Origin of the sequence: Phycicoccus avicenniae, from assembly GCF_018139485.1 — a bacterium.
In the GTDB taxonomy this organism is placed as follows: Bacteria; Actinomycetota; Actinomycetes; order Actinomycetales; family Dermatophilaceae; genus Phycicoccus; species Phycicoccus avicenniae.
The window spans coordinates 83,240-103,624 of the sequence record NZ_JAGSNF010000013.1; the positions used below are offsets into that span (position 1 = coordinate 83,240).

Genomic DNA, 20,385 nt, shown 5'->3' on the forward strand with positions numbered 1-20,385 from the left:
GCCGGGCGGGGCGTACGGGATGATGACCCGTGTGAGTGCCGCCGAGGACCTCGTCGCGCGTCTCCGGGAGACCGGGGACGCCTCCCTGCCGACCCCCTACGTCGAGCTGGACCGGGCCGCCTGGTCGGGCCTGCGCGAGAACCACCCGATGAGCCTCACGGGCGACGACCTGTCCCGGCTGCGCGGCCTCGGCGACCGTCTGGACCTCGAGGAGGTCGAGGACGTCTACCTGCCGCTGTCCCGCCTCCTCCACTTCTACGTCGAGGCGGTCCACGGCCTGCGGCTCGCGACGAGCGAGTTCCTCGGGGACCGCCCGCGGCGGGTGCCGTTCGTCGTCGGCGTCGCCGGGTCGGTCGCCGTCGGGAAGTCGACGACCTCCCGCATCCTGCGCGAGCTCATGAGCCGGTGGCCGCACACCCCCCGCGTCGAGCTCGTGACGACGGACGGGTTCCTCTACCCCAACGCCGAGCTCGAGGCGCGGGGCCTGCTGCAGCGCAAGGGGTTCCCGGAGTCCTACGACCGGCGCGCGCTCCTGCGCTTCGTCGCCGACGTCAAGAGCGGGACGCCCGTCGTCCGCGCGCCGCAGTACTCGCACCTCACCTACGACGTCCTCGACGAGCCGCTCGAGGTCCCGCGGCCGGACGTCCTCATCGTCGAGGGCCTCAACGTCCTGCAGCCCCCCGCGGTGCGCCCGGACGGCGAGAACGCCGCCGCGCTCTCGGACTACTTCGACTTCTCCGTGTACGTCGACGCCGACCCGGCGGACGTGCGGCGCTGGTACGTCGAGCGGTTCCTGCGCCTGCGGGAGACCGCGTTCGCCGACCCGCAGTCCTACTTCCACCGCTACGCGGGGCTCAGCGACGAGGAGGCCCGGGAGACCGCCACGGGCATCTGGGAGGCGATCAACGCACCGAACCTCGACCGCAACATCGCCCCGACCCGGGACCGGGCCACCCTCGTGCTCACCAAGGGCGCGGACCATGCGGTGACGCGCATCCGGCTGCGCAAGATCTGACCCGACCACCGGGCCCGGCCGGGCGCCGACCGCTCCTGGCCCCGGCCCTCGCGGTCAGTACCAGTGCGGGGAACGGCTCTCCCACATGGAGAGCGCGTTGCACGGGGTGCCGTAGGAGCGCTTGATGTAGTCCAGGCCCCACTCGATCTGGGTGACCGGGTTGGTCCGCCAGTCGGCGCCGGCCGTCGCCATCTTCTCGGCGGGCAGGGACTGCGGGATGCCGTACGCGCCCGACGAGGGGTTGGCGACCCACCAGCGCCAGTCGCTCTCCCCGATCCACAACCGGTCCAGGCAGGACCACTGCTCGGAGCCGAAGCCGTACTCGGGCAGCAGCAGCTGCGCGGCGGCCTTGGGGTCGTCCTGGGCGTTCTGGAAGATCCGCTTGCGCTCGGCGGCGCGGGCGGCCCGCTCGGCCTCCTCCTCGCGCTGCTTCGCGAGCTCGGCGGCCTTCTTGCGAGCCTCCTCGGCGGCCTCGGCCGCCTCGACGGCGCGGAGGCTGTTCGTCGAGGCCCGGTCGGCAGCGAGCCGGTCGGCGTCGGCGCTCGCGACCCGGCTCTCCTCGCTGGAGACGCTCGAGACGAGCTCACCGACCGCGAAGGTCGGGCTGTCCGCGTCGGCGGAGTCGCCGGAGAAGCCGCTGACCGCGACGCCGCCCGCGGCCACGGCGGCGAGCACGCCGGTCGTGACGACGGGACGCCCGAGCGCCGTGACGGCAGCAGCACCGCGACGCCGGGGGGCGGCGTGGCGGGGTGCGTGTCGCGGGGTGTATCGGGCCATGGACGAGCGACGGACCTTCCGGTTCAGGGGTGGCGGGGCGCGGGCGAGATCGCACCCCGGCGTTACGCAAACGAGACCTCAGCGTAGGGGACGGGCGGCCGGGACGGGAACCGAGGGCCTGAGACGGTCCTCAGCGGCCCCCGTCCCCGCAGGTCAGCCCTCGATCCCCTCGAGCAGATCGGTGACGAGGGCGGCGATCGGGCTGCGCTCGGACCGGGTGAGGGTGACGTGCGCGAAGAGCGGGTGCCCCTTGAGCGCCTCGATGACGGCGGCGACGCCGTCGTGCCGGCCCACCCGCAGGTTGTCCCGCTGGGCGACGTCGTGGGTGAGGACGACCTTGGAGTTCTGCCCGATCCGGGAGAGCACCGTGAGCAGGACGTTGCGCTCGAGGCTCTGGGCCTCGTCGACGATGACGAAGGCGTCGTGCAGGCTGCGCCCGCGGATGTGGGTGAGCGGCAGGACCTCGAGCATGCCGCGGTCGAGGACCTCCTCGACGACCTCGCGGGACACGAGGGCGGCGAGCGTGTCGAAGACCGCCTGGCCCCAGGGGTTCATCTTCTCGGCCTCGGAGCCGGGCAGGTAGCCGAGGTCCTGGCCGCCGACGGCGTAGAGGGGCCGGAAGACGACGACCTTGCGCTGCTGCCGTCGCTCCATGACGGCCTCGAGCCCGGCGCACAGCGCGAGCGCCGACTTCCCGGTGCCGGCCCGGCCGCCGAGGCTCGTGATGCCGACGTCGGGGTCGAGGAGGAGGTCGAGGGCGATCCGCTGCTCGGCGCTGCGGCCGTGCAGGCCGAAGGCGTCGCGGTCCCCCCGCACGAGCCGGACCTGCTTGTCCGGCCCGACCCGGCCGAGCCCGGAGCCCCGGGGCGAGAGGAGCTTGAGCCCGGTGTGGCACGGCAGCTCGGCGGCGGCCACGTTCTCGAGCCGGCCGTACTCGTAGAGGTGGTCCATCTCCTCCGTCGACACGTCGAGCTCGGCCATGCCGGTCCACCCGGACTCGACGGCGAGCTCGGCGCGGTACTCCTCGGCGTCGAGACCGCAGGCGGAGGCCTTGACCCGCATCGGCAGGTCCTTGCTCACGACGGTGACGAGCCGTCCCTCGTTCGAGAGGTTCTTCGCGACCGCGAGGATGCGCGTGTCGTTGTCGCCGAGCCGGAAGCCGGCCGGCAGCGACGACGGGTCGGTGTGGTTGAGCTCGACGCGCAGGGTGCCGGCCGCGTCGCCGACCGGGACCGGGGCGTCGAGCCGTCCGGCCTTGATCCGGAGGTCGTCGAGCATCCGCAGGGCCTGGCGGGCGAAGTAGCCGAGCTCCGGGTGGTGGCGCTTGCCCTCGAGCTCGGTGACGACGACGACGGGGAGGACCACCTCGTGCTCGGCGAAGCGCATCATGGCGCGCGGGTCGGACAGCAGGACCGAGGTGTCGAGGACGAAGGTCCGGCGCGGCTCCTCCTCTCGCGCGCTCGACGTCGTCCCGGTCTGTCGCGTGCTCGAGGCCATCGCTGCTCCCTGAGTGTGAGGTGCTACCCGTGCTCCGACGCTACGACCGCCCCGCGGAGGGGCCGGGAGGAGACGACCGGCGTGTCGACACCTGCGGGACCGGTGTGACTCGTGGTGCTCGTGGGAGCAAATGTCATCCGCTCGTCACGCGCGCTCCACCGGACGGACGACCGACCCGCGGCAGGACCCGACCGGCTCAGGACCCGTAGCGCCGGTGCCGCTCGCCGTACGCGCGCAGCGCACGGAGGAAGTCGACCTTGCGGAAGTCGGGCCAGAAGGCCTCGCAGAAGTAGAACTCGCTGTGCGCGCTCTGCCAGAGCAGGAAGCCGGAGAGCCGCTGCTCGCCCGAGGTGCGGATGACGAGGTCGGGGTCCGGCTGGCCCTTGGTGTAGAGGTGCTCGGCGATGTGCTCGACGTCGATGACCTCGGCGAGCTCCTCGATCGTCGTCCCCCGGGTCGCGTGCTCCTGGAGCAGGCTGCGGACGGCGTCGGCGATCTCCATGCGGCCGCCGTACCCGACGGCGACGTTGACGAGCATGGCGTCGACCTCGCGGGTCGTCTCCTCCGCCGCGCGCAGCCGCTCGGCCGTCGCCGGCGGCAGGAGGTCGAGGGACCCGACGGGGTGGATCCGCCACCGGCCGGTGGCGGCGAGGGAGCCGACGACGTCCTCGATGATGCCGAGGAGCGGGCGCAGCTCACGCTCCGGGCGGCCGAGGTTGTCCGTGGACAGCAGCCACAGGGTGACGACCTCGACGCCGACCTCGTCGCACCACGTGAGGAGGTTCTCGATGTTCCCGGCCCCCGCCCGGTGCCCCTCCTCGGTCCCCGCCCCGCGCAGCCTCGCCCAGCGGCGGTTGCCGTCGACGAGGACACCGACGTGGCGCGGTACGGGCACGGCGCCGAGCTGGCGGGTGAGGCGCTTGGCGTAGGCGGCGTAGAGCACGTCGGTCAACCGCCGCATCCGTGTCGTGCCTCCTGGAGCCTGGGACCACCGGACCGCCCGGCGCCGCGCACCACGCTACTCCCGCGCCCCGGACCGACGGTGCCCACGGCGTGCGGGACCTGTGAAGGTCCTGGAGACACTCGTAACCTACGCGAGCGTAGGTTACGCTGGGAGCATGAGCCAGACCGGTGACGCCCCCAGCCCGGACCCGGCCACCGACGGCCCCATCGACGCCCTCGAGTCCCGGGTCGGCGCGGCCATCCAGCAGGTGAAGCCGCGCCTGCGCGGGTGGCTGCACGCGGGGATGACCCCCGTCGCGCTCGTCGCCGGCGTGCTCCTCGTCGTCCTCGCGACGACGACCGAGGGCAAGGTCTCCGCCGCGGTCTTCGCGGGGACGGCGGTCCTGCTCTTCGGGACCTCGGCGGTCTACCACCGCGGCACGTGGTCACCGACGGTCGACGCCGTGCTGCGCCGCCTGGACCACTCGAACATCTTCCTCATCATCGCCGGCAGCTACACCCCGTTCGCGCTGCTCCTGCCGGGCGACCAGGCCCGCACGCTGCTCGTCACCGTGTGGGCCGGGGCCCTCGTCGGGGTCGCCTTCCGGGTGTTCTGGACCGGCGCCCCGCGGTGGCTCTACGTGCCCCTCTACGTCGTCCTCGGCTGGGTGGCCGTCTTCTACTTCGGCCCGCTCGTCGAGCACGTGGGTGGCACGGTCATGGCGTGGGTCGTCATCGGCGGCGTGCTCTACAGCCTCGGGGCGCTCGTCTACGGGACGAAGCGCCCGAACATCTCACCGCGCTGGTTCGGCTTCCACGAGGTCTTCCACGCCCTCACCGTGCTGGCCTTCGGCGCGCACGTCGTCGCGGCGTCGATGGCCCTCACCGCGCAGAGCGCCTGACCGGACGGTCCGCCCGGCCGCCCGGCCGGCACGGTCCGCCCGCCGGGACGAGTGGCGTCAGCCGTCCTCGCGGCGGTCGCGCGACGGGGTGGCGCCACCCTCGTCGCCCGGCGCCGCACCGTCGCGCCCCTCGACCGGAGCCCCGTCCCGCCCGTCCGTGGGCGCAGCCTCGGCCCGCCCGGTCGCCCGGCCCTCGTCCGGCGCGCCGGCGTCGGCGGGGGTGTCGCCGGGCCGGGCCTGGAGGTCGTCGCGGCCGAGGTGCGCCCGCTGCTGGCGGTAGGACATCCGCCGCATCCGCGCGTTCATGTTCCGCATGAGGAACCACAGCGCGAGGGCGAGGAAGGTGAAGGACGCGAAGGCGAGGAAGCCCGAGAGCAGCATCGAGGTGCCCTCCTCGGCCATCCTCATGCCGCCCGCTCCACCCGCGTGTCGTGCACGAGCCGCAGCCCGCGGTCGGTGGCCATCGCGTCGGCGGCACCGACGTCGGGCAGCCCGGCGAAGAGGTCGTCCTCGCCCTCGGCGATGGGGACGTACGAGGCGACCGCCTCGTACTCCTCGTGCGGCCACACCCGGGCCTGCACCTCGCGCGTCACGGTGAAGAACGCCCCCTCGGGGTCGACCTGCGTCGCGTGGGCACGCAGCGCGTCGTCGCGCCGGTCGAACCAGTCGGCGCACTGCACGCGGGTCGTGACCACGCGCTCCGGGCGCTCCCAGCGCTCGAGCCACTCGGCGTACGGGCTCTCGCGACCCTCCGCCACGAGCGCCTCGTGGAAGGCCTCGATGCGGGCCCGGCTCAGGGTCTGGTTGTAATACAGCTTCAGCGGCTGCCACGGGGCGCCGGCGTCGGGGAACCTGTCGGGGTCGCCCGCCGCCGCGAAGGCGGCGACCGACACGTCGTGGCACATGACGTGGTCCGGGTGCGGGTAGCCGCCGTTCTCGTCGTACGTGGTGACGACGTGCGGCCGGAACCGGCGGATCTCGCGGACGAGCGCCTCGGTCGTCACCTCGAGCGGCTCGAGGGCGAAGCAGCCCTCGGGCAGCGGCGGCAGCGGGTCGCCCTCCGGCAGACCGGAGTCGACGAAGCCGAGCCACGTGTGCCCGACCCCGAGGATCTCCTGTGCGCGCGCCATCTCCTCGCGCCGGACCTGGGCGAGGTCGCGGACGATGTGCGCGTCGTCCTTGAGCCGGGGGTTGAGGATGTCGCCCCGCTCCCCGCCGGTGCAGGAGACGACGAGGACCTCGTGACCGGCGTCGACGTACTTCGCCATCGTCGCGGCCCCCTTGCTCGACTCGTCGTCCGGGTGCGCGTGGACGCACATGAGCCGGAGCCGTTCGGACATGCGGGACCCTTCGGGACGGAGGTGCTCGGGCGTGCCCGAGAATGGACTGCGTCCAGTGTCTCATCCACGACCGACGGCCCCGGAGGTACATCGTGCGGCTCCCCGACGCCACGACCCCCGAGGGCCGCCTGCGCTGGGCCGGGGTCGTCGCGGTCCTCGTCGCGGTCGCGGCGGTCGCCGTCGTCGGGTGGCGGGCCACGAGCGGCGCCGTCGTCCCGGAGGTCGTCGGCTACGAGGTCCTCTCGGACACCGAGGTGACCGTCGACTACCTCCTCACCCGGCCGGAGGGGACGGCGGTGACGTGCCGGATCGCCGCCCTCGACGTCCGCAAGGCCAGGGTCGGCGTCGCCGAGGACCTCGTCCCCGCCGACGGACCGGCCGTCGTGCGACGCGAGGTCACGGTGCGCACGAGTGCGCGGGCCGTCACCGGGGTCGTCGAGTCCTGCGTGCGCGAGGGCGTCGGCGCGGGCTGAGCACCGCCGCCGGGGTGCCTCGGACGCCTCCTCTTGCTAGACTGTCGGCTTCACGTTCGGGTCTGGGTACCGACACGAGGCTGGAGACCGCAGCCGTCGGACCCGGACCCGCTGCCGTAGCACCCCGGGCGACTCCGCCGGGTCCGGCCTTCCACGACACCAGGAGCAGATCACCCGTGACCGAGACGAGCACCAACCAGAGCTTCCTCACCCAGGCGGCCTTCGACCGTCTCCAGGCCGAGCTCGACGAGCTCTCCGGCCCCGGCCGCGTCGAGATCGCGAAGAAGATCGAGGCGGCGCGCGAGGAGGGCGACCTCAAGGAGAACGGCGGCTACCACGCGGCCAAGGAGGAGCAGGGCAAGATGGAGGCCCGCATCCGCCAGCTGACCCAGCTCCTGGAGAACGCGATCATCGGCGAGACGCCGAAGGACAGCGGCATCGCCGAGTCCGGCATGGTCGTCACCGTCGAGATGTTCGGCGAGCAGGAGGAGTTCCTCCTCGGCTCGCGCGAGATCAGCGACTCCTCGATGCAGGTGTTCTCGGAGAAGTCGCCGATCGGTGCCGCCGTCAACGGCCACAAGGTCGGTGACACGGTGACCTACGAGGCGCCCAACGGCAAGGAGATCGAGGTCAAGATCCTCGGCGCCACGCCGTACTCCGGCTGACGCCCGGCACCCCGACCGACGGCCCGGACCCCCACGGTGGGGCCGGGCCGTCGGCGTGTCAGCCGCTGGGGACGAGGGCCGCGGCGAGCGCCCGCGCGGCCACGGGGCGCTCGTCGGCGAGCAGGCCGACCGCGAAGAGCAGGTACCGGGCGTCGAGGACGGTGCCCGCCCGGTCCGGCACCCGCCAGCCGCCGGCGTGGTCGGTGAGCGCGGCCGCGACGACGGCGGCGGAGACCGCCGGCGGGGCGTGGCGCAGCACCCCTCCCGAGCCGACGACGAGCCCGACGTCCGCGAGCGGTCGCGGCCGCTCACCGGGCGCTCCCGGACGACCGTGGCGCCGGACCGCGAGCACGACGGCCGCGCGGGCGAGCGCCTCCTCGGCCGCCCACTCCGCGTCCGTCGTCGCGAGTCGCCCCGGGTCGGCGAGGACCGTCGCGGCCCAGGCCCGGGCCGGGTCCGGGAGCGTCAGGCGCTCGCGGTCGGCCGCCTCGACGATCCCCCCGGCGTTCCACCGCATCCCGAGGTCGGCCTCGACGGTCCGCGCGTGCCACAGGGTCCCGACGACGTCCCGCCGCAGCGCGGCGTCCTCGCCCTGCGGGGTGAGCACCGAGTAGACGTCCGTCGTGGCCCCGCCGACGTCGACGACGAGCACGTCCTCCCCGCGCACCTGCGCGAGGAGCTCCACGCCGCGCAGGACGGCGTCGGGCGTCGCGGCCCGGACGAGGCGCGCGAACCCCCGACCCCGGGACAGGCGGGACCCGCCGATGACGTGCTCGAGGAAGACCTCGCGGATGGCGGCGCGCGCACCCCCCGGCTCGACGGCGCCGATCCGCGGCAGGACGTTGCCGGTGACGACGTACCGGCGCCCGGTCCCGGCGAGCTCGGCGGCGACCTCCTCCGCGGCGGCGACGTTGCCCGCGACGACGACGGGCGCGGCGACCCTGGCACGCGCGATCCGGCGGGCGTTGTGGAGCAGCACGTCGGCGTTGCCGCCGTCGGTGCCACCGACGAGGAGGACGACGTCGGGGCGGGCGGCCCTCAAGGCGGTGACGTCGGCCCCCGCCATCGGGCCGGACGCGACGTGCACGACCCGGGCTCCCGCCGAGAGGCCCACCCGGGAGCCCGCCTCGGCCGTCACCTCGCGCTCGTAGCCGACGACGGCGAGCCGCAGCCCGCCGCCCGCGCTCGAGCAGGCGAGCACCTCGACGTCGTCACCCGCGCCGAGCTCCTGACGGACCGCGTCGACGCCGTCCATGACGTCCGTGCCGACGGTCGTCGGGTGCGCCGCCCGGGCGCGCGGCGTGCCGTCGCCGTCGACGAGGACGCCCTTGGTGAAGGTCGACCCGACGTCGACGCACAGCACCGGGCCGTGGGCGTCGCTCATCCCGTCACGTGGCCGCGCAGGGCCCGTCCGAGGTCCGCCGCCTCGTCCTCGTCCGTGCTCACGTGGAAGGAGACCCGCAACCGACCCGCGCGGGTGGCGGCGGAGACGCCCCGCTCGGCGAGGACGGCGGTCCCCACGGCGTCGACGTCGAGCGCTCGGATCGCCTGCCCGAGCGGGACGAGGTCCGCGGCCGCGCAGAAGGCACGCTCGACGCGCACCGCGTGCTCGTGCAGCGCCGCCACCCCGATCTCCTCGAGGAAGCCGAGCGAGGCCCGGGTCCCGACCCAGGAGAACCAGGCGGGCGAGGTGTCCAGCCGCCGGGCGTCACCCGCCAGCCGAAGCGGCAGGCCGTAGATCGAGTCCCAGATCGTCTCCCCCGCGTACCAGCCGGCCGCGGTGGGGACGAGCCCGGGGAGCAGGTCCGGCCGGACGCTGAGGAAGGCGGTTCCCCGGGGCGAGAGCAGCCACTTGTACGCCCCACAGACGGTGTAGGCGACCCGACCGGCGTCGACGTGCAACCAGCCGGCGGCCTGGGTGAGGTCGAGCAGGACCTCGGCGCCGTGCCGGTCGGCCGCGTCGAGGACCGCGTCGAGGTCGGCGACCGCGCCGTCGGCGGACTGGACGAGGGACAGCGCGACGAGCGCCGTGTCGGCTCCGACCGTCTCGGCGACCCGGGCGAGCGGAGCCTCGACGACCCGGACCCCGCGGTGGGCGTGCGCCGCGAAGGGGAAGGTGACGCTCGTGAAGTCCCCTGCGGCGACGACGACCTCCGCCCCGTCCGGCACGGCCCCTGCGACGAGTCCCACGAGCGGGGACACCTGGTGCCCGACGGCGACCCACGTCGGGTCGACCCCGACGAGGCGGGCGTACGAGGCGCGGGCGGCGGTGACGTCCTCGTCGAACTGGGCCGCCGCGACGCGGCCCGCCGCCCAGTCCCGGTGGATCACGGCGAGCGCGTCGACCGTCGGGCGGGGCGGCAGGCCACAGCTCGCCGTGTTGAGGTACAGGCCCTCGGCCACGAACGACGACGACCAGGGCCAGGGCGGGGTGCGGCGGTCCACGCCCCGCACGCTAGCCCGACCGGACGCCGCCGGTCGCGACGGGCGGGCCGGCCCCCGGCGGGTCGGCCCGAGGGCCGAGCGGCCGGGCGGGTCGGCCCTAGGGCCGAGCGGCCGGGCGGCCGGGCGGGTCAGCCGCCGGGCGGGGCGGGCGGCTGACCGTCGCCGGGACCCCCGGTGCCACCGCCCGCACCGCCCGGCGCGCCGCCCCCCGTCGGCTCCGTCGAGGTGTCGACGGGCACGGTGAGGCTCACCGTGTAGCCCGACGTGTCCCCGGTGGCGGTCCCCAGCTGGTGGATCCCGCCGTCGTCACCGAAGACGTTGTCGCTCGTCAGGCTCAGGCTCGACAGGTTCTCGGTGGAGCCGGTGTAGTCCTCGAGGGCGTAGACGCTCTCGCAGGCGTTCTGCGGCAGGGCGACCTGCGAGGTCGCGATGGCGTTCGTCGAGTCGGTGATCCTCGCCTCGTCCGGGTAGACCTCGAAGTGCACGTGCGGCCACCGCCCGGCGTAGCACCCCGGGAAGAGACTGTCGAAGGTGACGACACCGGAGTCATCGGCCACCTGCACGCCGCGCAGCCAGTTCTCCCCCTCGACCCCGTCGGAGTACATGGAGTACCGCCCGAGGGAGTCGCACTGCCAGACGTAGACGGCCGCACCGGTCATCGGCGCACCCCCGCCGGCGATGTCGAGGACGGTGAGGCTCAGGGTCATCGGGATGCCGGGCGCCGTGGCGCTCGCGTCACCGAAGCTGCTCGTGATGTCGGAGCGGACGACGCCGGACTGCTCGAGGACGTCGGCGCCGTTCGAGCCGTCGCCCGGGTACGGACCGGCCGTCTCGTCGGGGATCTCGACGAGGTCCGTCGCCGCGTCGCCCGACGTGCTCCCCGCGGCCGGGGTGGCCGCGGCGGACGACCCCGACCCGCTCGAGGCGGCCCCGCACGCGGCGAGCGCGCCGCCGGCGACGCCGATGCCGAGGACGGCGAGGGCGCGTCGACGGTCGAGCAGGGTGCCGAGGTCGAAGGCGAGCCCCTAGTCGACGACCTCCTCGTCGGGCCGGGGCAGCACACGCCCCTCGTAGGTGGGGCGCTGCTCGGGTGTGGGGGTCATCGTGTCCTCCGGTCGCTGGGTCGGTGAGACCACTGTCCGGCGGCGGCCGGTGCGGACCGTGTGGAGCCGCTGTGCGCCCGTCGTGAGACGGGGCCTCCCGTCAGGTGAGCCGGTCCAGGACGGTGCGGAGGTCCTCGACGAGGTCGTCGACGTCCTCGATGCCGACGGAGAGCCGGACGAGGTCCCCTGGCACCTCGAGCTCGGTCCCGGCCACCGACGCGTGGGTCATCCGCGCCGGGTGCTCGATGAGGGACTCGACCCCGCCGAGCGACTCCCCGAGGATCCACACCTGCGTCTCGCCGCAGACCTTCGCGGCGACGTCCTCGCCGCCGCGGACCCGGAAGGAGACCATCCCGCCGAAACGGCGCATCTGGCGGGCCGCGACCTCGTGGCCGGGGTGGTCGGGCAGGCCCGGGTAGTGGACCGCCGTGACGCCGGGGTGGGCCCGGAGCATCTCGACGACCGCCTCGGCGTTGTCGCAGTGCCGCTCCATCCGGACCGCGAGGGTCTTCAGGCCCCGCAGCACGAGCCAGGCGTCGAACGGCCCGGCGACCGCGCCCATCGCGTTCTGGTAGAAGGCGATGCGCTCGGCCGCGGACGCCCCGCCGTGGGTCGTGACGCCCGGCGCGACGACGACGGCACCACCGACGACGTCGCTGTGCCCCCCGCAGTACTTCGTCGTCGAGTGCACGACGACGTCGGCCCCGAGGGCGATCGGGCTCTGCAGGTACGGCGAGGCGAAGGTGTTGTCCACGACGAGCAGGGCCCCCGCGGCGTGGGTGACCTCGGCGATGGCGGCGATGTCGGCGACGCCGAGCAGGGGGTTGGTCGGGGTCTCGACCCAGACGAGGCGGGTCTCGGGCCGGATCGCCGCCCGGACCGAGTCGACGTCGGCGACGGCGGCGACGCTGTGCCCGACGCCCCAGGGCTCGACGACCTGCGTGAACAGCCGGTAGGTGCCGCCGTACGCGTCGGAGGGGACGACGACGTGGTCACCCGGGCGCAGCAGGGCCCGCAGGACCGCGTCCTCGCCGGCGAGGCCGCTCGCGAACGCGAACCCCCGCTCCCCGCCCTCGAGCGCGGCGATGCACTCCTCGAGCGCCGTCCGCGTCGGGTTGGCCGAGCGCGAGTACTCGTAGCCCCCACGCAGGCCGCCGACGCCGTCCTGCTTGTACGTGCTCACCTGGTGGATGGGCGGGACGACCGCCCCCGTCGTGGGGTCCGGCTCCTGGCCGGCGTGGATGGCGCGGGTGGAGAAACCGGGGGTCTGGGAGGTCATCCCGTCAGCGTAGGCGCGGTGCCGACCGGGGCGCGAAGGCCCCGGTCGACACCGGAAGGGGTCAACCTGACGTCCCGGCTCGGCCCCGCCCCTGCGTGGGTCCGACCGGGTGGTGGTCGGCTCCGCCCCTGCGCGGGTCCGACCGGGTGGTGGTCGGCTCCGCCCCTGCGCGGGTCCGACCGGGTGGTGGTCGGCTCCGCCCCTGCGCGGGTCCGACCGGAGGCCGTCAGGCCGAGACGGGTTCGTGGTCGACGACCGGGACGGTCATCGAGGTCTCGTCCCACACGGTCTCGACGGTCCAGGTCTGGACCGCCGCGGCCCCGGGGACGAGCGGCATCGTGAGCGAGAGCGGAACCGTCGCCCCGGAGGGGGCCGGGTCACCGCCCTCCGGGACGAGGATCGGGGTGGGACGGTCGACGAGGGTGAAGCCCGACTCGGGGCCCGCGAGGAGCTCGATGTCGGCCCAGGGCCGCGCCGGCGCCTCGACCGTGGCGAAGCGCACCGCGAACTCGGTCCCCGCGGCGAGCGGTCGGCTGCCGACGTTCGTGACCTTGAAGACGAAGAGTCCGGCCGTACGACCGGGCGGGAGGTCCCGCATCGTGATGCTGGAGAGCGAGGTGGCCGCGCGCGGCGCGTCGTCCCGGACCGGGGCGACGCCTCGGCGACCGGTCACCGAGGCGACGACGGGGGCGACCTGGGCGGTCCCCGCGACCACCCGGTGTCGAGAGAGGGGTGTCATGTCGGCTCCTGCCTGCCGCGCGAGAGACACCGGCCCCAGGGCTTGAGGCCGGTGACACCGGGGGCCCGCGAGAGTGGACCGTCCCACCGGAACGGGTTCCGGTGTCGAGGACCATCGTAGCGGCCCACTTTACGTTTTCTTTACTTTTGGCGAAGACTCCCTTGACCCTCGTGTCGGCACCACCACGACGACGCGCGGGATGACGAGGCGGGTGCGGAGCGTTGACCCTGACATGCTCTTCGGATCCCGAGCCCGGACCACCCTGCCCAGCCGTGAGGACGCCCTGCCCGGGCGGGACCACCGGATCTTCCCGGTGCCCGTCGGTCACGAGGTCCTCGGCACACCGCTCGAAGGACCCTGGCCCGACGGCACCCGCGTCATCTACGTCGCGATGGGTTGCTTCTGGGGCGTCGAGCGCATCTTCTGGCAGCTGCCCGGGGTGGTGACGACGGCCGCGGGCTACATGGGCGGGTTCACCCCGAACCCCACGTACGAGGAGACGTGCACCGGGCGGACGGGGCACGCCGAGGCGGTCCTCGTGGCCTACGACCCGGAGCGGACGTCGCCCGACCTGCTGCTCAAGGCGTTCTGGGAGAACCACGACCCCACGCAGGGCAACCGGCAGGGCAACGACGTCGGCACGGCCTACCGCTCGGCGATCTGGACGACGACGGCCGACCAGGCCGAGGCGGCCGAGCGGACCCGGACGGCGTTCCAGCAGGTGCTGACCGGCGCCGGGCGGGGTGGGATCACGACGACGATCGCCTCCGCCGACGAGGGCGGGCCGTTCTGGTACGCCGAGGACTACCACCAGCAGTACCTCCACAAGAACCCCGCGGGCTACTGCAACCACGGGCCGAACGGCTTCACCTGCCCCGTCGGCGTCGCGGACCTCCCCGCACAGACCGATGTCGTGCCGCCCTCCCCCGACGTCCCGCACCCGCGCTTCGACGTCTGAGCCCGTCGGCACCAGGGCCGCGGTCCGTCACCGGACCGCGGCCCTCGCGCGTGCGACGGCGGGCTCAGCGGGTGGTCGGGGCCCCGGCCACCGTCGGCTCGACCCTCGCGTCGTCACGCGGGGCCGGGTCGTCGGACGCGGCGCCCGGCTGGGCGGGGACGACGTCCTCGAGCCCATCCGCGGACGATCCCAGGGTCGCGAGGACCTCGCGCCCGGCGTCCTCGGCCACGGCCTCCGGCTCGAGGTCGAGCGCCCCGTCGTCACGCAGCGGGATGCTCTCGATCGCGAGGGTGGCGAGGAGGACGAGCACGACGACCGGCAGCCCGATGAGGAAGACCTCGTGCAGCTGGTCGGCGAGGCCCTGACGGACGGCCGTCGCGATCTCGGGCGGCAGCTGGGCCAGGGCCGCGGGGTCCAGGACGGACCCGGCGCTCGCGGCGCCGTCGGGCATCGAGGCGGCGGCACCGGCAGGCAGGTGCCGGGCGACGGCCCCGCCGAGCCCGCTCGTGAGGACGGTCCCGAAGACCGCGATCCCGACGGTGGAGCCGACGTTGCGGAAGAACTGGCTCGAGGCCGTGGCCACACCGAGGTCGCCGCGCTCGACGGCGTTCTGCACGACGAGCGTGTACTGCTGCATCGCCATCCCGATGCCGAGACCGAGCACGACCATCGCGAGGGTCAGCTGGGTCTGGGTGGACTCCCAGGTGAGGCGGGTGAGCAGCCACGTCCCGACCCCGAGGACGACGACGCCGACGGCCATGAACGGCTTGTACACCCCGGTCCGCGTGATGAGCAGCCCGGTGACGATGCCCATGACGATGAAGCCGAGCATGAGCGGCGCGAGGATGAGGCCGGAGTTCGTCGCGTCGACCCCGAGGACGCCCTGGGCGTAGACGGGGATGTAGATGATCGCCCCGAACATCACCATCGAGAGGCCGAAGCTCGCGAGGTTGCTCGCGGTGAAGACCCGGGAGCGGAAGAGCCGCAGCGGGATGACCGGCTCCTCGGCCCGACGCTCGACGAGGACGAACCCGACGAGGCCGACGGCGCCGAGCGCGTACAGGCCGACGACGACGGCCGAGCCCCACGCGTAGGACGTCCCGCCCCACGACGTCGCGAGGAGGAGGGCGACGAGGGAGACGGCGAGGACACCGATGCCGGCCGTGTCGACCTTCGCCTGACGCCGCTCGTGCGGGAGGTGGAGGAAGCGGACGACGAAGAAGGTCGCGACGACGCCGACGGGGATGCCGGCGAAGAAGAGCCAGCGCCAGCCGAGGTGGTCGGTGATGACCCCTCCCGCGAGCGGCCCGGCGACGGACGTCACGCCGAAGACGGCGCCCATCATCCCCTGGTACTTGCCGCGCTGCCGGGGCGGGATGATGTCGCCGATGATCGTCTGCGACAGCGGCATGATCGTCCCCATCCCCAGGCCCTGGATGGCGCGGGCGGCGACGAGGACCCAGAACCCCTGCGCGAGGCCCGCGACGAGGGAGCCGACCATGAAGACGACGAGCCCCGCGAGGTAGAAGCCCCGGCGGCCGTAGAGGTCGGAGAGCTTCCCGACGACGGGCACGGTGACCGCGGAGACGAGCAGCGCGGCTGTCGCGACCCAGCTGTAGTGCTCCATGCCTCCGAGCTCGGACACGATGCGGGGCATCGCCGGGCCGACGATCGTCTGGCTGATCGAGGCGACGAGCATGCCGAGCATCAGGCCGACGAAGACGCGGGACGCCTGCGGGCTCAGTCGGTACGGGGCGGGGGCCGCGGTGGCGGACGTCATGCGGGGGTCCTTTCGGGACGGGTCGGGGCGAGCGTCGGTGCGGTGCCCGCGTCGCCGCGGACGGAGAGGCTGCGCTCGGCGCTCGCCCGGGCGAGGGAGTCGTCGAGCCGGCCGAGGAGGTCGGCGAGGGCGCGCCGGTCGCGGGGCGGCCAGCCCTCGAGGGCGCGGCCGAGGAGGGAGACCCGACGCTCGCGCTCCCCCTCGAGGACGCGGCGCCCGGCCGGCGTCGTCCCGATGCGCTGGGCGCGGCCGTCGTCGGGGTCCGGCGTGCGGGCGAGCAGGCCACGCCCGACGAGCGTCGCGACCCGGCGGCTCGTCGTCGACTGGTCGAACCCCCCGGCCTCGGCGAGGTCGCAGGTGCGGGCGGCGCCGAGGCGGGAGGCGACGACGAGCAGGGCGAACTCCCCCCGGGTCACCTCGGCCTCGCCGACCGGAACACGCCCCAGGGTGGTGAAGAGCGCACCCAGGTGCTCGGTGAGCCTCCGGTACGCATCTGTTTGCATGGCACAACCATATATCTTTTTGCACACACTGCAAGTTTTGACGGCCCGGCATACTGCTCACATGACGACCGCCGGGACCGACGGGCCGACGGACCGTGAGAGCAAGAAGCGTCGGACCCGCCTCCGGCTGCACACGGCCGCTGTGCGCCTCGCCGTCGAGCGCGGCTACCAGGCGACGACCGCCGACGAGATCGCGGCCGCGGCCGGTGTCTCCCCCCGGACGTTCTTCAACTACTTCGCGACGAAGGAGGACGCCATCGTCGGGTCGGACCCCGACCGGCCGGCCCGCCTGCACCGGGCCGTCGTCGAGCGTCCTTCCCACGAGCGCCCGGCCGAGGCGCTGCGCGCCGTCCTCACCGACCAGGTCCGGGAGATGGAGGGCGACCCGGACCTGTGGCGCATGCGCAGCACCCTCGCCGCCTCGACGCCCGAGCTGTCGACCCGGCTCGCCGGGGCGGGCGACCGGCTCGAGACGGCGCTCGTCGAGGCCGTGTACCTGCGGGCCGGCACCGACCCCGCGGACGACCTGGCGACGGGGCTGTCGGCACGCCTGGCCATGGCCGCGGTGCGCGCCGCGTTCCACCAGCATCGGGCGGCGGGAGCGGACGGGTCGCTGGCCGACCGGCTCGACACCGCCTTCGACGCCGCCGGCGTGCGCTGAGCGGACGACGACCGGTCAGGGGTCCGGCCGTCTCGGGGTCCGGTCGCCTCAGTGACGCCGCAGGTGCCACCACCGGCGGCGGCGCGGCGCCTCCACCGCGCTCGTCGGCTCGGGCCCGGGCTCTGCCTCCTCGCGCAGCACCCGCCACTGCTCGACGAGCGCGTCGACGTCGACGGTCGGGGCGAGGACCTGGGTCGCCCTCGCCCCGAGCGGGCGGAGCCGGTCCCGAAGGACCCGGTCGTTGAAGTCGTCGAGGACGGCGCGCACGGAGTCCTCCGTCCGCAGCTCGACGAGGGAGTCCGGGAAGCCCGCAGCCTCCTTCCGGAGTGCGAGCGCCGGAGACAGAGCGCCGCTGAAGTCCAGCTGCTCCCGCTCGGCGAGCCGGCGGACCCACCACATCGGGTCGTCCGTGCCGCGCAGGTCCAGGGGCTTGCCGGCGCCGGGGAGGTCGTCGAACTCCCCACGCTCCTGGGCTTCTCGGATCGCCCGCTCGACGGGCGATTCGTACGTCGGTCGCTCCATGACCTCCAGTGTGGCCCGGCGGGAGGTCCCACGGGTCGGGAGGGACGGCCCGACCTCGGCCGGCGAGGGCCGTCAGGTGCGGACGGACCTCAGTCGGCGAGGGCCGAGAGCAGGTCCGCACGGGTGAGGACGCCCACCGGCTTGCCGTCCTCGACGACGAGGAGGGCGTCGGTGGACTCCAGCTCGTGACGCGCGGTGGCGACCGGCTCGCCCGCGCCCACGAGCGGCAGTCCCGGACCCATGTGGTCCTCCACGGCGTCGGCCAAGGAGGCCTTGCCGGTGAAGAGCGCCTCGAGGATCGCACGCTCGTCGACCGCACCCGCGACCTCCCCGGACATGACCGGCGGCTCGGCCTTGACGACCGGCATCTGACTCACGCCGTACTCACGGAGGATCTCGATGGCGTCGCGGAGGGTCTCGTTCGGGTGCGTGTGCACGAGCGCCGGCAGGTCGCCGACCTTGGCCCGCAGGAGGTCGCCCACGGTGCGCTCGCCCTCGGTGTGCATGAACCCGTAGGACGCCATCCAGTCGTCGTTGAAGATCTTCGACAGGTAGCCGCGGCCGGAGTCCGGCAGGAGGACGACGACGACCGCGTCGTCCGGCAGGTCCCTGGCCACCCGCAGCGCCGCCTCGACCGCCATCCCGCACGAGCCGCCGACGAGCAGCCCCTCCTCCCGGGCCAGCCGCCGGGTCATCGCGAACGAGTCGCCGTCGCTCACCGCGACGACGTCGTCGACCTGGGACGGGTCGTAGGCACCGGGCCAGAAGTCCTCACCGACACCCTCGACGAGGTACGGACGGCCGCTGCCGCCGCTGTAGACCGAGCCCTCGGGGTCGGCCGCGACGACGCGCACCCGGCCGGACGGGCGGTCCGCGCTCACCTCGCGCAGGTACCGGCCGGCGCCGCTGATCGTGCCGCCGGTGCCGGCGCCGGTGACGAAGTGGGTGATCCGACCGTCGGTGTCGCGCCAGATCTCGGGGCCGGTCGTCTCGTAGTGCGACAGCGGCCCGTTCTGGTTGGAGTACTGGTCCGGCTTCCACGCCTTCGGGGTGTCCCGCACGAGCCGGTCGGACACCGAGTAGTAGGAGTCGGGGTGGTCGGGGGCGACCGACGTCGGGCAGACGACGACCTCGGCGCCGTACGCCCGCAGCACGTTGCGCTTGTCCTCGGAGACCTTGTCCGGGCAGACGAAGACGCAGGTGTAGCCCCTGCGCTGGGCGACGAGCGCGAGGCCCACCCCGGTGTTGCCGGACGTCGGCTCGACGATGACGCCGCCGGGCTGGAGCTCGCCGGACTCCTCGGCGGCCTCGACCATCTTCAGCGCGATCCGGTCCTTCACCGACCCGCCGGGGTTCATGTACTCGACCTTGGCCAGGACGGTCGCCCCGATGCCCTCGGTGACGGAGTTCAGCTTGACGAGGGGGGTGTCCCCGACGAGGTCTGCGATGTGCTCGGCGTACTTCACGCGCCTCATCCTGTCACGGGTGGCGGCCGGTCCCCGCCGCCGGAAAGGGCTCGCGTCCCCGCCGCCGGACGGGTTCGATGGTCGCCATGCCCACCGACGACTACCTCGAGGTCAACCGCGCCAACTGGGACGACCGGGCGGCCGCCCACGTCGCGAGCGCCGACTACGCGCTCGACCGCTTCCTCGCCGAGCCGGACTTCCGCAGCGACGTCGTCCGCTTCGACGAGGAGCGCCTCGGCCCGGTCGGCCGCCTCCGCGGGGTGCACCTGCAGTGCCACATCGGGACCGACACCGTGTCGCTCGCCCGGCTCGGCGCGTCGATGACCGGGGTCGACCTCTCCCCCGCCTCCGTCGCCCACGCCCGTGACCTCGCCGAGCGCACCGGCGCCGACGCCCGGTTCGTCGTCGCCGACGTGTACTCGGCCCCGCAGGCCCTCGGCGGTGCGACCTTCGACCTCGTCTACACCGGCGTCGGCGCGCTGTGCTGGCTGCCGTCCGTCGACCGGTGGGCCTCGACGGTCGCCGCCCTCCTCGCCCCGGGCGGGCGGCTGTTCATGCGCGAGGGCCACCCGGTGCTCTGGGCGGTCGACAACGCGCGCACCGACGACGTCGTCATCGGCTTCCCCTACTTCGAGACCCCGGACCCCGTCGTGTGGGACGACACGTCCACGTACGTCGAGACGGACGTCGAGATCACCCACGGGCGCACGATGGACTGGAACCACGGACTGGGTGAGATCGTCGGCGCGCTCCTGCGGCACGGCCTCGTGCTCACGGCGCTGGAGGAGCACCGGAGCGTGCCGTGGAACGCGCTGCCGGGACGGATGGACCGCGACGAGCACGGGGAGCACCGGCTGCGGGAGCACCCGGAGCGGCTGCCGCTCAGCTACACCCTCCAGGCCGTCAGGCCGGCGTAGTCCCGGGGCCCAGACGGGCGAGGAAGCGCACCGCGTCGACGACGACCCGCTCGACGGCGCCCTCCGCGAGCACCGCTCCGTCGGGGCCGACGGCCCGGACGACGAACGCGACCCGGCGGCCCTCGACCCCGGTGACCTCGGCGCGGACCGCCACACGGTCGCCGACGGCGCTCGCGGCCCGGTGCTCGAGCGACACCCGGGAGCCGACGGTCGTCTCGCCGGGACCGAGGACGCCGTGGACCGCCGCGCACGTCGCCGCCTCGCACCACGCGAGCAGCCGCGGGGTCGCGAGCACCGCGAGGTCGCCGGACCCGAGGGCGGCCGCGGTGTCGTCGTCGGTCACGAGGTGCTCGACCCCGGCGTCCAGTCCCGTCCGGATCGTCATCGGCCCAGCGTACGGA

At 74.2% G+C, this 20,385-nt stretch carries 23 protein-coding genes; 8 read left to right on the forward strand and 15 right to left on the reverse strand.

All coding sequences use genetic code 11. From position 1 onward, the window contains the following. The first annotated feature begins 22 nt into the window (after nt 1-22). Complete coding sequence (coaA, locus tag KC207_RS10140) at nt 23-1,015, forward strand: type I pantothenate kinase (protein ID WP_249138683.1); 993 nt, start codon at nt 23-25, stop codon at nt 1,013-1,015. 54 nt (nt 1,016-1,069) lie between these two features. On the opposite strand, the gene KC207_RS10145 is transcribed toward coaA, so the two are convergent. The 3 genes from KC207_RS10145 to KC207_RS10155 all read right to left on the reverse strand — a co-directional run bounded on the left by KC207_RS10145 (nt 1,070) and on the right by KC207_RS10155 (nt 4,250). Then, nucleotides 1,070-1,792 (reverse strand): aggregation-promoting factor C-terminal-like domain-containing protein, encoded by a 723-nt coding sequence (locus KC207_RS10145; protein ID WP_211602902.1) that lies wholly within the window; start codon nt 1,790-1,792, stop codon nt 1,070-1,072. 153 nt (nt 1,793-1,945) lie between these two features. Next, complete coding sequence (phoH2, locus tag KC207_RS10150) at nt 1,946-3,289, reverse strand: RNA 5'-3' helicase PhoH2 (RefSeq protein WP_211602903.1); 1,344 nt, start codon at nt 3,287-3,289, stop codon at nt 1,946-1,948. A gap of 196 nt (nt 3,290-3,485) precedes the next feature. Continuing rightward, a complete protein-coding gene (locus KC207_RS10155; protein WP_211602904.1) occupies nt 3,486-4,250 on the reverse strand; it encodes an isoprenyl transferase in 765 nt (254 codons plus the stop codon). A 157-nt stretch (nt 4,251-4,407) separates the two neighbouring features. On the opposite strand from KC207_RS10155, the gene trhA reads away from it, so the two are divergent. Then, nucleotides 4,408-5,133, forward strand: a complete 726-nt coding sequence (gene trhA / locus KC207_RS10160; RefSeq protein ID WP_211602905.1) for a PAQR family membrane homeostasis protein TrhA — start codon at nt 4,408-4,410, stop codon at nt 5,131-5,133. 57 nt (nt 5,134-5,190) lie between these two features. On the opposite strand, the gene KC207_RS10165 is transcribed toward trhA, so the two are convergent. Together KC207_RS10165 and mca are read right to left on the reverse strand one after the other, a co-directional pair. After that, nucleotides 5,191-5,541: a hypothetical protein gene (locus tag KC207_RS10165; protein ID WP_211602906.1), complete on the reverse strand. Its 351-nt coding sequence runs from the start codon at nt 5,539-5,541 to the stop codon at nt 5,191-5,193. Continuing rightward, nucleotides 5,538-6,473, reverse strand: a complete 936-nt coding sequence (gene mca / locus KC207_RS10170; protein WP_211602907.1) for a mycothiol conjugate amidase Mca — start codon at nt 6,471-6,473, stop codon at nt 5,538-5,540. The genes KC207_RS10165 and mca overlap by 4 nt, the downstream gene beginning before the upstream one ends. Nucleotides 6,474-6,565: 92 nt before the next feature. On the opposite strand from mca, the gene KC207_RS10175 reads away from it, so the two are divergent. Both KC207_RS10175 and greA read left to right on the forward strand, forming a co-directional pair. Further along, the gene (locus tag KC207_RS10175; protein WP_211602908.1) at nt 6,566-6,946 is read left to right on the forward strand and encodes a DUF4307 domain-containing protein; all 381 of its coding nucleotides are present in this window, start codon (nt 6,566-6,568) and stop codon (nt 6,944-6,946) included. A 176-nt stretch (nt 6,947-7,122) separates the two neighbouring features. Continuing rightward, nucleotides 7,123-7,611, forward strand: coding sequence for a transcription elongation factor GreA (greA, locus tag KC207_RS10180; RefSeq protein WP_211602909.1), 489 nt, complete (start codon nt 7,123-7,125; stop codon nt 7,609-7,611). 58 nt (nt 7,612-7,669) lie between these two features. On the opposite strand, the gene KC207_RS10185 is transcribed toward greA, so the two are convergent. The 3 genes from KC207_RS10185 to KC207_RS17090 form a co-directional block, all read right to left on the reverse strand. After that, entirely contained in the window at nt 7,670-8,995 is a 1,326-nt protein-coding gene (locus KC207_RS10185; protein ID WP_211602910.1) for a glutamate mutase L, read from the reverse strand. Continuing rightward, nucleotides 8,992-10,056, reverse strand: coding sequence for an aminotransferase class V-fold PLP-dependent enzyme (locus KC207_RS10190; RefSeq protein WP_211602911.1), 1,065 nt, complete (start codon nt 10,054-10,056; stop codon nt 8,992-8,994). The genes KC207_RS10185 and KC207_RS10190 overlap by 4 nt, the downstream gene beginning before the upstream one ends. A 128-nt stretch (nt 10,057-10,184) precedes the next feature. Beyond that, nucleotides 10,185-10,763: a dioxygenase family protein gene (locus KC207_RS17090; protein WP_367616045.1), complete on the reverse strand. Its 579-nt coding sequence runs from the start codon at nt 10,761-10,763 to the stop codon at nt 10,185-10,187. A gap of 4 nt (nt 10,764-10,767) precedes the next feature. On the opposite strand from KC207_RS17090, the gene KC207_RS17095 reads away from it, so the two are divergent. Then, nucleotides 10,768-11,085, forward strand: coding sequence for a hypothetical protein (locus KC207_RS17095; RefSeq protein ID WP_367616046.1), 318 nt, complete (start codon nt 10,768-10,770; stop codon nt 11,083-11,085). Nucleotides 11,086-11,259: 174 nt separating this feature from the next. Here KC207_RS17095 and KC207_RS10200 read toward each other — a convergent pair whose 3' ends face one another. Together KC207_RS10200 and KC207_RS10205 are read right to left on the reverse strand one after the other, a co-directional pair. Continuing rightward, complete coding sequence (locus KC207_RS10200; protein WP_211602912.1) at nt 11,260-12,438, reverse strand: cystathionine gamma-synthase; 1,179 nt, start codon at nt 12,436-12,438, stop codon at nt 11,260-11,262. A 226-nt stretch (nt 12,439-12,664) separates the two neighbouring features. Continuing rightward, entirely contained in the window at nt 12,665-13,177 is a 513-nt protein-coding gene (locus KC207_RS10205; protein WP_211602913.1) for a hypothetical protein, read from the reverse strand. Between the two features lie 232 nt (nt 13,178-13,409). Between KC207_RS10205 and msrA the strand changes: the two genes are divergently transcribed. Next, nucleotides 13,410-14,135, forward strand: a complete 726-nt coding sequence (gene msrA, locus KC207_RS10210) for a peptide-methionine (S)-S-oxide reductase MsrA (RefSeq protein ID WP_211602914.1) — start codon at nt 13,410-13,412, stop codon at nt 14,133-14,135. Between the two features lie 64 nt (nt 14,136-14,199). Here the strand turns inward: msrA and KC207_RS10215 are convergent, their stop codons facing one another. Together KC207_RS10215 and KC207_RS10220 are read right to left on the reverse strand one after the other, a co-directional pair. Then, on the reverse strand, nt 14,200-15,915 hold the full coding sequence (locus KC207_RS10215) for an MDR family MFS transporter (RefSeq protein ID WP_211602915.1): 1,716 nt from the start codon (nt 15,913-15,915) through the stop codon (nt 14,200-14,202). Continuing rightward, the gene (locus tag KC207_RS10220; RefSeq protein ID WP_211602916.1) at nt 15,912-16,418 is read right to left on the reverse strand and encodes a MarR family winged helix-turn-helix transcriptional regulator; all 507 of its coding nucleotides are present in this window, start codon (nt 16,416-16,418) and stop codon (nt 15,912-15,914) included. Before KC207_RS10220 ends, KC207_RS10215 begins: the two co-directional genes overlap by 4 nt. 61 nt (nt 16,419-16,479) lie before the next feature. Between KC207_RS10220 and KC207_RS10225 the strand changes: the two genes are divergently transcribed. Next, nucleotides 16,480-17,079, forward strand: coding sequence for a TetR/AcrR family transcriptional regulator (locus tag KC207_RS10225; RefSeq protein WP_211602917.1), 600 nt, complete (start codon nt 16,480-16,482; stop codon nt 17,077-17,079). 48 nt (nt 17,080-17,127) lie between these two features. On the opposite strand, the gene KC207_RS10230 is transcribed toward KC207_RS10225, so the two are convergent. Continuing rightward, the gene (locus KC207_RS10230; protein WP_211602918.1) at nt 17,128-17,601 is read right to left on the reverse strand and encodes a DnaJ family domain-containing protein; all 474 of its coding nucleotides are present in this window, start codon (nt 17,599-17,601) and stop codon (nt 17,128-17,130) included. A gap of 89 nt (nt 17,602-17,690) precedes the next feature. Further along, entirely contained in the window at nt 17,691-19,067 is a 1,377-nt protein-coding gene (locus KC207_RS10235) for a cystathionine beta-synthase (protein ID WP_211602919.1), read from the reverse strand. An 86-nt stretch (nt 19,068-19,153) separates the two neighbouring features. Here KC207_RS10235 and KC207_RS10240 point away from each other — a divergent pair, with 86 nt between their 5' ends. Then, nucleotides 19,154-19,984, forward strand: coding sequence for a class I SAM-dependent methyltransferase (locus tag KC207_RS10240; RefSeq protein WP_211602920.1), 831 nt, complete (start codon nt 19,154-19,156; stop codon nt 19,982-19,984). Here the strand turns inward: KC207_RS10240 and KC207_RS10245 are convergent. After that, nucleotides 19,971-20,369 (reverse strand): thioesterase family protein, encoded by a 399-nt coding sequence (locus KC207_RS10245; protein ID WP_211602921.1) that lies wholly within the window; start codon nt 20,367-20,369, stop codon nt 19,971-19,973. The genes KC207_RS10240 and KC207_RS10245 overlap by 14 nt on opposite strands. Nucleotides 20,370-20,385: the final 16 nt, after the last annotated feature.